Raw genomic sequence first — 11308 nt, forward strand, 5'->3', positions numbered from 1 at the left:
CGTTAGGCTGACGCCCATGTTCCAAAAGGTATTGGTCGCCAACCGCGGCGAGATCGCAGTGCGCGCATTCCGTGCAGCCTACGAACTCGGCTACCGCACCGTCGCAGTGTTCCCCTACGAGGACCGCAACGCCGATCACCGCGTGAAGGCGTCGGAGTCGTACCTCATCGGGGAGGAGGGCCACCCGGTCCGCGCCTACCTGAGCATCGACGAGATCATCCGGGCGGCCAAGGAATCCGGCTCGGACGCGATCTACCCCGGCTACGGCTTCATGTCGGAGAGCCCTGACTTCGCCAAGGCCTGCGAGGAGAACGGGATCACCTTCATCGGGCCCTCGTCCGACGTGCTCGCCATGGCCGGCAACAAGGTGCGCGCCATCGAGGCCGCCAAGAAGGCCGGCGTGCCGGTCCTCAACTCCTGCCCTCCCTCCACAGACGTCGAGGTGCTGAAGAAGGCGGCAGACGAGATCGGCTTCCCGGTGTTCGTGAAGGCTGTCGCCGGCGGCGGTGGCCGCGGCATGCGCCGCGTCGACGACCCCAGCAAGATCGCCGACGAGGTGGCCGCCGCCATGCGCGAGGCCGAGGCCGCGTTCGGTGACCCCACCGTCTACATCGAGCAGGCGGTCGCCGCCCCGCGTCACATCGAGGTGCAGATCCTCGCCGACGGCGAGGGCAACATCGTCCACCTCTTCGAGCGGGACTGCTCCATCCAGCGCCGCCACCAGAAGGTCATCGAGATGGCCCCGGCGCCGTTCATCTCAGAGGAACTGCGCCAGGCGCTGTGCAGCGACGCCGTGAAGTTCGCCGAATCCATCAACTACTTCTGCGCCGGCACCGTCGAGTTCCTCGTCGAGACCGACGGCCCCCGCGCCGGTGAGCACGTGTTCATCGAGATGAACCCGCGCATCCAGGTGGAGCACACCGTCACCGAAGAGATCACCGACGTGGACCTGGTGCAGGCGCAGATGCGCATCGCCAATGGTGAAACGCTCGAGCAGATCGGCATCCGTCAGGACGAGCTGCAGATCCGCGGTGCCGCCCTCCAGTGCCGCATCACGACGGAGGACCCGCTCAACTCCTTCCGCCCGGACACCGGCCTCATCACGGCGTACCGCTCGGCCTCCGGCGCGGGCATCCGCCTCGACGGCGGCACCACCGGCACCGGCGTCGAGATCAGCCCCCACTTCGACTCGCTGCTGGTCAAGCTGACCGCCCGCGGCCGCGACCTGAAGATGGCCATCGCCCGCGCCCAGCGCGCGCTGGCCGAGTTCCGCGTCCGCGGCGTGGCCACCAACATCCCGTTCCTGCGGGCAGTGCTGGAGGACGCCGACTTCCTCGCGGGGCCGGTCACCACCAACTTCATCGACGAGCGCCCCTACCTGCTCAACGCCCGCACCCCGGCAGACCGGGCCACCAAACTGCTGCGCCACATCGCCGAGGTCACGGTCAACAAGCCGCACGGCGACGCGCCCACCACGCTGGACCCGGGCGACAAGCTGCCGAAGGTGGACCTCAACGGGGGAGTGCCCGACGGCTCCCGTCAGCGGTTGCTGGCGCTCGGCGCCGCCGGGTTCGCCAAGGAACTGCGCGACGCGGTGCCGGTGCGGGTCACCGACACCACCTACCGCGACGCGCACCAGTCGCTCCTGGCCACCCGCGTCCGCACGCGCGACCTGCTGCGCATCGCCCCGACGCAGGCCCGCCTGCTGCCCGAGATGTTCTCCATCGAATGCTGGGGTGGTGCCACCTACGACGTGGCCCTGCGCTTCCTGGGCGAAGACCCGTGGGAGCGGCTCGCCACGCTGCGCGAAGCGATGCCGAACCAGAACCTGCAGATGCTGCTGCGCGGCCGCAACACCGTCGGCTACACCCCGTACCCCACGGAGGTGACGCAGGCGTTCGTCGCCGAGGCCGCCGCCACCGGCATCGACATCTTCCGCATCTTCGACGCACTCAACGACGTGGAGCAGATGCGCCCCGCGATCGAAGCGGTGCACACCACCAACTCTGTGGCCGAGGTGGCGCTGTGTTACACCTCGAACCTGCTGGACCCCAACGAGAAGATCTACACGCTGGACTACTACCTCCGCCTGGCGGAGAAGATCGTCGACGCGGGTGCGCACATCCTGGCCATCAAGGACATGGCCGGGCTGCTGCGCCCCGAGGCGGCCCGCCGTCTGGTCACCGCGCTCCGGGAGCGTTTCGACCAGCCCGTGCACCTGCACACCCACGACACCACGGGCGGCCAGATGGCCACGCTCATGGCGGCTATCGACGCGGGGGTCGACGCCGTCGACGTGGCGAACTCGGCGCTCAGCTCCACCACCTCGCAGCCGCCGATGTCGGCCCTTCTGATGGCGCTGGACCAGACGGAGCGCCAGACCGAACTCGACGCGCAGGCCGTGCTGAACCTCGAGCCCTACTGGGAAGCCGTGCGCAACCTGTACAAGCCGTTCGAGTCCGGCCTTCCCGCGCCCACTGGCCGCGTCTACTCGCACGAGATCCCCGGCGGCCAGCTGTCGAACCTGCGCCAGCAGGCCATCGCGCTCGGCCTCGGCGAGAAGTTCGAGCAGATCGAGAACATGTACGAGGCCGCAGACAAGATCCTCGGCCGGCCCACCAAGGTCACCCCGTCGTCGAAGGTGGTGGGCGACCTCGCGCTGCACCTCGTCGCCGTCGGTGCAGACCCGAAGGCGTTCGAAGAGGACCCGCAGAACTTCGACATCCCGGATTCCGTGATCGGCTTCCTCGGCGGCGAACTCGGCGAACCCGCCGGCGGCTGGCCTGAGCCTTTCCGCACCAAGGCACTGGGAGGCCGCAAGGTCCCCGTCCGCGTCACCGAGGTGTCCGAGGAGGACCTGGCACTGCTGGAGAACGAGGGGCGTGAGCGTCAGGAGACGCTCAACCGGCTGCTGTTCCCCGGCCCCACGAAGGCCTTCATCCAGGCCCGCGAAGACTTCGGCGACATCTCCGTGCTGCCCACCGTGCCGTACCTCTACGGCATGGAACGCGGCAAGGAATACGCCATCACGCTGGAGAAGGGCGTCACGCTGCTGGCCGGACTGGAGGCCATCTCAGAGCCCGACAAGCGCGGCAAGCGCACCGTCATGACGCTGCTCAACGGCCAGATCCGGCCGGTGCGGGTGCGTGACCTCTCGATCAAGTCGGAGGTCGCGGCGGCGGAGAAGGCGGACACGTCGAACAAGGGCCATGTGGCCGCACCCTTCAGCGGCGTCGTGACGCCGTCGGTGGTTGAGGGCGACGTGGTTGAGGCGGGGGCGCCGGTGGCCACGATCGAGGCGATGAAGATGGAGGCCTCCATCAACGCGCCGGTGAGCGGTACCGTCCGTCGCGTCGTGCTACCGGGCGCCACTCAACTCGAGGGCGGCGACCTCGTCCTGGTGATCGACCCGAGCTAGTTGCCGCTGGGGACTGGCTGTGGGGGTGGTCACTTGCGGCCGGTTCCGCAGGTGATGGGAGGGGCCCTCCCGCCCATGCCGTAGTCCCGGCGCGCGTGGCTGTTTGTTTGCGGGCGGTGGGCGACGGGACTCCGACAACGCCCACCTAACCCGTCGGGCCCCTCCCGTCACCTGCTGTGGGCTGAGGGCTGCCGATGGTGGGGCTTGCGGCCGGTTCCGCAGGTGATGGGAGGGGTCCTCCCGCCCATGCCGTAGTCCCGGCGCGCGTGGCTGTTTGTTTGCGGGGGGTGGGCGACGGGACTCCGACAACGCCCACCTAACCCGTCGGGGCCCCTCCCATCACCTGCTGTGAGCTGACGGCTGCCGGTGGTCGGACCGAGTTCGGTCTGGAGGCCTAGGGCGACGCTAGGAGTCGGTGCCCTTGGGGTGCGGCTACGAGTCGGTGCCCACGACGGCGACATCCAGCCGCTCGTCCGAGGCCACAGCCTCGAGCACCTCGACGACGGGCTGCAGCCAGGAGCGCGCCTCGTCGCTGAGTTCCGGGTTGGTCAGCACGCGTCGGTAGTCCTCCAGAGCCTCGACGGCGTGCACCCGCTTCGCGTAGCCCACCACCTGGCCGGGGAGCGGCCGCAGCGGCACGGCCAACTGGCGGTCCGCCAACGAACGCAGCGAGTAGTCGCTGTTCAGGCCGCCGCGGGCGAGGTCCCATTCGACCCTGTCGAAGGTCTCCGCGTCCCACGGGATGTCGCGGCGCGCGGCCGACAACTCGTCGAGCCAGGCCTGGAACAGGTGCCAGCTGGGGGCCATGCGGTCCGGCGGAATGTAGGCACCGGTGAGCAGCGCGTCGACATCCGTGCGCTGCGGCAGCGACGGGTCGACCTCGTTGGCCGGATCACGCCGCATCAGGGGGCCGAACCAGTGCCGACGCGACGGCTGGGGGGCCGCGAAACGCTCGGCGGCGACCGCGCGCAGGCGCTCGGCGAGAGGCGCCGGAGCGCGGAAGATGTCGCGCACCTCATCGATCGAGATCGCGTAGACGACGAGCCGGTGCATGCTTCCACGTTATCCCGCGCGTAGTATCAACGCAGTGAATCCGAGAAGTCGTCGCCTGATAGTCACGGGGGTCCTGGTGGCCCTCGTGTTGCTTGCTGTCGCCAGCGCCGTGTGGGGCGGCCAGCTGTGATCACCGGTGACGCCCTATGCTGGGCGGTCTGATGAACATCCTCGTCCGTAGCGCAGCAGCCTCGCTGGTCGGCGGCCTGGCACTTGCCACGGCCGTGCTGCCGGCATTCGCAGAGGACGTCCCCATCCCCGAGAGTGCAGCGCCGCTGGTGGGCATGGCCTACGACCCCGGCAACGAGGAACTCTGGCTCGCCGGCGCAGACGCGGACCAGGGCACGCTGGTGGACGCCACGGGCGAGAAGGAAGTCACGTTCACCGCAGACCTCGTCTCGGTGCAGGCACTGTCCTGGTCCGGCGACAGGCTCTGGGTCGGCGACATCGGTGACCCCAGAAACACCCGCGACACCATCGTCGTCTACCGCCTCGGCTCCACCGACGGCGGGCGCACCACGTACCACGCCTACGACTTCCAGTACGAGGACCAGCCGCAGGACGCCCAGGCGATGCTCATCTCCGGACGCGGCAACATCTACATCGTCACCGGCGGCGAATCCCCGGGCGTCTACCGTGTGCGCGGCGACATCAGTCGCGAGGACATGAACACCCTCGTGCGGGTCTACGACGCGCCTGAGGGCGTGACCGACGGCGTCTTCCTCAGCGACGGCTCCACCATGGCGCTGCGCACCACCGCCGGCATCGAGTACATCGACGCCCTGCGGTGGGAACCGCTCGTCACCGACACCATCGTCGGGGCCCCGGAGGGCGAATCCATCGCGAGGGGTGCCGACGACGAACTCTTCGTCGGCGGCAACCCCGCCGTCCGCGTCAGCGAGGTGCCCGGCGAGGACGTGACGACCACCGTGGCGCCGGAGGTGGCGGAGTCGCCGTCAGCAGAGCCGTCCACGACGGCACCGACAGCCACGGGGAGCGAGGAACCCGCCGCCCCCGAACCTGCCGCCGAAGAAGGCCCGGCAAGGGCCGGCACCATCACGGCGTTGGCACTGGCTGCGGCCGTGGCGCTCGCCGCCGGCGTCGTCACCTACCTCTGGCGCAACTGACTTACAGCCGCTCGATCACGTAGTCGAGGCACGCGGTGAGCGCCTCCACGTCGTCGGGATCAACTGACGCGTAACAGCCGACGCGCAACTGGTTGCGGTTCAGCGCCCGGTACGGATCCACGTCGCGGATGCCGTTGTCCCGCAACGCCGCGATGACCGTGGCCGCGTTGACGCTCTCGTCCAGGTCGATCGTGGCGACGACGGGGGAGCGGTGCGCCGGGTCCGTCACGAACGGCGACGCGAAGCTGCGCGCTTCGGCCCAGTCATACAGCGTCTGGCTGGAGCGGCGGCAGCGCGCCGCGACCTCCGCCATCCCGCCGAGGTCCAGCATCCATTGGATCTGGTCCTCGAGCAGCAGCAGCGTGGCCAGCGCGGGGGTGTTGAGCGTCTGGTTCTTCCGCGAGTTGCTGACCGCGGTGCTGAAATCCAGGATTTCGGGGATGTAGCGCCCCCCGGCCTTGATCCGCTCCGCCCGCTCGACGGCAGCGGGCGAGGCGAACGCGAGCCAGAGCCCGCCGTCGGAGGAGAAGTTCTTCTGCGGGGCGAAGTAGTAGACGTCCGTCTCCGAGATGTCGGCATCGATGCCGCCGGCGGCAGAGGTGGCGTCGATCAGCACGATGGAATCCGGGTCGCCACGGCGCACGACGGGGGCCGCCGCGCCGGTTGAAGTCTCGTTCTGCGCCCAGGCGTGGACGTCCGAGTCGCGGCTATCGGGCAGCGCGACGCCGCCCGCCGGGGCCTCGAAGATCGCCGGGTCGTCGAGGTGCGGGGCGCGCGAGGCGGCGCGGGCGAACTTGCGGGTGAACTCGCCGAAGACGCCGTGGGCCGAGCGCTGCTCGATCAGCGAGAAGACGGCCATGTCCCAGAACAGGGTGGAACCGCCGTTGCCGAGCACCACCTCGTAGCCGTCGGGCAGGCGGTACAGCTCGGACAGGCCCGCCTGAATGGTGGCGACCAGTTCGCGGACCGGGGCCTGACGATGCGAGGTGCCCATGATGTCGGAGCGCAGGCCCAGGTAGTCGAGGGCCTCGGGGCGAACCTTCGCCGGGCCGGAGCCGAACCGGCCGTCGAGCGGGAGCAGAGCGTCGGGGATCATCATGGGGGCAATCTTCTCATCTCACCCGACCTGCACATTTCGGGGATCCATGTTCAGGGCCGCGAAACGAGTGGTGTTGGATGGAACCATGGCCGTTACGCAGATCAAGGTTGCCCACGCAGTCACTCCCGAAGGCGTCGTCGACGACGCGGTCCTCACCGTCGACGGTGACCGTATCGTCTCCGTCGAATCCGGTGGCGGGGGAGAGGGCACCCTCTGGGCAGTCCCGGGATTCGTCGACTCGCACTGCCACGGGGCCGTCGGTGTCGCCTTCGGCAACCCCGACCGAGAGGCCAACCTGCGGGCAGTCGACTACCACCGCAAGCAGGGCTCCACCACGGTGTTCGCCTCCACGGTGACCGAACCCATCGAGAAGCTCGAGGCGCAGTTGGCCGTCCTGAAGGAACTGGTCGAGGCCGGCGAACTGGGCGGCATCCACCTGGAGGGTCCTTTCCTGGCCGAGGCCAAGAAGGGCGCCCACGACCCCGCGCTGTTGCGCGACCCTGATCCGGAATCCGTCGAGCGCCTCATCGCCGCCGGCGGCGACGCCCTGAAGATGATCACGCTCGCCGTCGAACGCGACCACGGCGAGGAAGCCACCCGCCGCTTCGTCGAGGCCGGGGTCCATGTGGCCTTCGGCCACTCGGATGCCGATGACGTGACCACTGCGGAATCCATCGAGTGGGGCGCCGACATCGCCACCCACCTGTTCTCCGCCATGCGCTCTATCCACCACCGCGAGCCCGGCCCCGTGCCGGTGCTGCTCTCCGACGAGCGCGTGATGGTGGAGCTGATTTGCGACGGCATCCACCACGCCCCGGTGATCGCCGCCATGTCCATCGACGCCGCCGGACCGGGCCGCGTCGCGCTGGTGACCGACGCCATGAGCGCCACCGGCATCGGCGACGGAAACTACCTCCTCGGCGAGCTCGAGGTGGAGGTCAAGGACGGCACCGCCCGCCTCGTGACCACCGATGGCAGCCAGGGCGCCATCGCTGGCTCCACCCTGACCATGGCCCGCGCCTTCGAGTTCGTCGTGCAGGAGGTCGGCGTCTCGATCCCCGACGCGGCGCTCATGGCGTCGACCACCCCGGCGAAGTGGCACGGCGTGCCGGACGTCGGCGAACTCGTTCCCGGGAAGTTCGCGGACGTGTGCCTCGTGGACGACGACGGCGTGCTGAGGGGCGTGCTGCGCCGAGGCGAGTGGATCGTCGCCCCCCACGCCGGTTGAGGGGCCCAAGCCGCGGCTCCAGGCTTCTCGCAACCACGCCGGGGCTAGGATGGCCGGGGAAAGGGGGTGGCGATGAGTGACCTGATCGACACCACGGAGATGTATCTCCGCACGGTGTATGAGCTGCTCGAAGAGGGGATACCGCCGCTTCGGGCCCGCATCGCTGAGAGACTCCACCAGTCCGGTCCCACCGTCTCGCAGACCGTGGGGCGGATGGAACGAGACGGACTCCTCGTCGTCGACGAGGACCGCACCATCAAGCTGACGCGCACCGGCGCCAAGCTGGCGCGCGACGTCATGCGCAAGCACCGCCTCGCTGAATGCCTGCTCACGGAGGTCATCGGCCTCGAGTGGGAGAAGGTGCACGACGAGGCCTGCCGTTGGGAGCACGTCATTTCCCTGGACGTGGAGAAGCGCCTCGTCGCGATCCTCGATTCCCCCACCCACTCGCCCTACGGCAACCCCATTCCCGGGCTGCACGAACTCGGCATCGACGTGGACCACCAACCGTTCCGCGAAGGCGCGGACCCGCTCACCGACATGGTGACCGAGGAACCGCAGCGGTTCGTGCTGCAACGCATGAGCGAGAACCTCCAGGCCGACGCGCACTCGCTGGGGCTCCTGGCGCGCACCGGCTTCGGACCTGACACCCCCTTCGAGGCGGTGAGGATCGGCAACATGGTGCACATCACCGTCGGCGAGGCCGCCGTCGACGTGCCCGTGCACACTGCGGAACTGCTGTTCGTGAGCCCCGAGTGAGCGACATCGACGGCGTGCTGAGGTGGTTCGGCACCCGCAAGCCCGGCGCCATGGAGGAGGTGCTGTCCCGCTCCTACGGAGGCGACCGCACCCCCTACGAGTGGCTGGCGCGGGCAGTGTCGTCGTCGGCCGTGACCGTGCTCGACCTGGCCTGCGGCGCCGGGGCGATGATCGAGCGGCTGCAGCGGCCGGGCCGCACCGTCATCGGCCTCGACCGTTCAGAGGCGGAGCTGCGCGAGGCGCAGCGCCGCGGCCGCGGCCCGCTGGTGCAGGCGCACGCCTCCTACCTGCCGTTCGCCGACAACAGCTTCGACGCGGTGGTCAGCTCGATCGGCATCTCCGTCGTGGCGGACCGTCCACGGTTCCTGGCGGAGGCCGCCCGCGTGCTGAGGCCGGGTGGTGTGTTCGCCGCGCTCACGCCGTCGCTGCGTCCCGCGAACATCGAGGACCTGAAGATCGTCAGCCGTCTGGGCGGCTACCTGCGCACCACCCCGCACCTCCCGGGCGTCACCGAGTTCACGGCCAAGCGTGCCCTGGGTGAGGTGGGCCTCACGAAGGCCGAGGACAAGCGGGCGAAGTACTACTACGAACTGGCCAGCGAGGAGGACGCGGAACACTTCCTCGCCGGGCTCCGCGCCCCCGTCGACGCCAGCCGCACGGCCGCCACGCTCGATTTCCTCCGCCAGCGGCTCCGGATCGGCCCCGTCAAGGTGCCGCTGCCGATGCGCCGCATCATCGCGATCAAGTAATTTCCTGCCGGGCTGGGACCCTGTCGGTCCATAGGAAGTGGCAGCGAGCCGGGGTATGGTCGAAGTGTCGGGCGGAATATCCCGTAATCCCACCGCGTTGCACTACGTGGAAACGACGACGAAAGGTGTCACCCATGGCGACCACTGACCTGACTGCTGTTGATTTCGAGAGCACGGTCAAGGACAACGAGATCGTGCTGGTCGACTTCTGGGCCGACTGGTGCGGACCGTGTAAGCGTTTTGCGCCGATCTACGATGACGCCTCCGTGCGGCACGACGACGTCGTGTTCGCGAAGGTCGACACCGAAGACGCTCGCGACCTTGCGGCTGCGCTGGAGATCCAGTCCATCCCCACGTTGATGGGCTTCAAGTCCGGCCAGCTGGTGTTCCGCCAGGCCGGCATGCTCAGCGGCAAGCAGCTCGACTCGGTGATCGAGCAGATCCGCGACCTCGACATCGAGGCCGCGCTCGCCGATCAGCAGAAGAAGTAACCCGCAGACCACCAACGAACGGCGGCCCGTCCCCACTCCGGGGGCGGGCCGCCGTCGTCGTGGGTGAGCACCTGGATGGGGTCACCGGTTCTGTAACCCTGTTGGTCGGCGGGCGGATTCAATCGGTGGGTGCAACACCAACTAGTTTGGCCAGTTTCTCAGCAGGGGTCTCGTAATCCAAGCCCTTCCGGGGGCGGGTGTTGAGTTCGTACTCGGCCGCGGCGACTTCTGCGTCGGTGACACGGGTGAAGTCGGTGCCCTTGGGGAAGTACTGACGCTTGAGTCCGTTGCTGTTTTCGTTGGTGGGACGCTGCCACGGGGAGTGGGGATCACAGAAGTACACCTTGCAGGAGGTCTCGTCGGTGAATCGGTGATGGGCGGCCATCTCTACGCCCTGGTCCCAGGTCAACGAGCGCCACAGCGAAGCGGGTAACTCTCGGGCCATGATCGTGAGGATGTCGGTGACGGTGAAGGTGTCATGGACACAGACCCGCCGCATCATCGTGTACTTCGTGTGACGCTCATCGAGGGTGACCAGCGCGGAGCGTAGATCCGACCCGATGATCAGGTCACCTTCCCAGTGGCCTGGCACCCGCTTGTCGTCAGCCTCCTCGGGACGTTTCGCCAGGACCGCGTCCTCCCCGATCCAGCCCCGGGGTTTAGCAGGCAGCTTCGATCTCGGTCGACGTTTGCTGCGGCCCTGACGTAACGCCTTGTCAACCGTCAATTCGTGACGCAGTGACCCGGCGGTCTGGATGTAGAGCGCCTGGTAGATCGTCTCGTGACTCACCCACATGTCCTCCCGGTCAGGGAATTCGAGTTTCAACCGGCCCGAGATCTGCTCGGGAGAATCACGCCGCTTCAACCGCTCGACCACCTCAGCACGCACCGCGCTACCAGGGGCCAGTTTCCCAGGCTTCGGCCGTTTCCGGGCCTGGTCGGCACGTGTCTGCGCGGGACGCCACCGGTACTTACCCTCAACGGATCCGCGTTGACGCTCCCGCCACACCGTCGAACGGGCCACCCCCAACTCGGCAGCGATCCACGTGTCACCACGTCCCTCGCTCAGCCGGATCGCGATCACCATCCGACCCGCCTGAGTCAGCCTGCCATTGCAATCGACCCAGTCCCCCTCGGGCACCCGACGCGGCTCCCGCGCCGCCCGCGGCCGCAGCTCGGGCACACCCCCGAGCCGCCCATGCTGCAACTTCACACCCTCGAGTTTGGCCCACCTCCACACCATCCCAGGCGAGATACCCAACCCCCGTGCGACTTCTCGCGCACTGAGCCCCTCAGCCAACCCGGCAAGGGCAACCCCACGCTTCTCCGCGACCGACACAACACATCCCCTTCAGATCTGTTGCACTCACCCCCTGAACTCGCG

The 11308-nt window shown here is 68.5% G+C and carries 9 protein-coding genes; 6 read left to right on the plus strand and 3 right to left on the minus strand.

What is annotated here, in order from left to right; genetic code table 11:
- Positions 1-16 precede the first annotated feature (16 nt).
- Positions 17-3418 carry a pyruvate carboxylase gene (locus tag ACZK4S_RS12755; RefSeq protein ID WP_463644512.1) on the plus strand — a complete coding sequence of 1134 codons (3402 nt, stop codon included), beginning with the start codon at positions 17-19 and terminating at the stop codon, positions 3416-3418.
- Between the two features lie 432 nt (positions 3419-3850).
- On the opposite strand, the gene ACZK4S_RS12760 is transcribed toward ACZK4S_RS12755, so the two are convergent.
- Positions 3851-4471, minus strand: coding sequence for a DUF7691 family protein (locus ACZK4S_RS12760; protein ID WP_463644513.1), 621 nt, complete (start codon positions 4469-4471; stop codon positions 3851-3853).
- A 161-nt stretch (positions 4472-4632) separates the two neighbouring features.
- Here ACZK4S_RS12760 and ACZK4S_RS12765 point away from each other — a divergent pair, with 161 nt between their 5' ends.
- The gene (locus ACZK4S_RS12765) at positions 4633-5598 is read left to right on the plus strand and encodes a hypothetical protein (RefSeq protein ID WP_463644514.1); all 966 of its coding nucleotides are present in this window, start codon (positions 4633-4635) and stop codon (positions 5596-5598) included.
- 1 nt (position 5599) lies between these two features.
- On the opposite strand, the gene serC is transcribed toward ACZK4S_RS12765, so the two are convergent.
- Positions 5600-6697 (minus strand): phosphoserine transaminase, encoded by a 1098-nt coding sequence (gene serC, locus ACZK4S_RS12770; RefSeq protein WP_463644515.1) that lies wholly within the window; start codon positions 6695-6697, stop codon positions 5600-5602.
- Between the two features lie 85 nt (positions 6698-6782).
- Here serC and ACZK4S_RS12775 point away from each other — a divergent pair, with 85 nt between their 5' ends.
- The 4 genes from ACZK4S_RS12775 (at position 6783) to trxA (ending at position 9924) form a co-directional block, all read left to right on the plus strand.
- Positions 6783-7925 carry an N-acetylglucosamine-6-phosphate deacetylase gene (locus tag ACZK4S_RS12775; RefSeq protein WP_463644516.1) on the plus strand — a complete coding sequence of 381 codons (1143 nt, stop codon included), beginning with the start codon at positions 6783-6785 and terminating at the stop codon, positions 7923-7925.
- 72 nt (positions 7926-7997) lie between these two features.
- Positions 7998-8684 (plus strand): iron-dependent transcriptional repressor DtxR, encoded by a 687-nt coding sequence (locus ACZK4S_RS12780; protein ID WP_076063882.1) that lies wholly within the window; start codon positions 7998-8000, stop codon positions 8682-8684.
- Complete coding sequence (locus ACZK4S_RS12785) at positions 8681-9433, plus strand: class I SAM-dependent methyltransferase (RefSeq protein ID WP_076063885.1); 753 nt, start codon at positions 8681-8683, stop codon at positions 9431-9433. The genes ACZK4S_RS12780 and ACZK4S_RS12785 overlap by 4 nt, the downstream gene beginning before the upstream one ends.
- A gap of 134 nt (positions 9434-9567) precedes the next feature.
- Positions 9568-9924 (plus strand): thioredoxin, encoded by a 357-nt coding sequence (trxA, locus tag ACZK4S_RS12790; RefSeq protein WP_076063888.1) that lies wholly within the window; start codon positions 9568-9570, stop codon positions 9922-9924.
- A 118-nt stretch (positions 9925-10042) separates the two neighbouring features.
- Here trxA and ACZK4S_RS12795 read toward each other — a convergent pair whose 3' ends face one another.
- Entirely contained in the window at positions 10043-11011 is a 969-nt protein-coding gene (locus tag ACZK4S_RS12795; protein WP_386086559.1) for an IS30 family transposase, read from the minus strand.
- Positions 11012-11308 lie beyond the last annotated feature (297 nt).

It is taken from the genome of Tessaracoccus zhenghani (assembly GCF_055326325.1).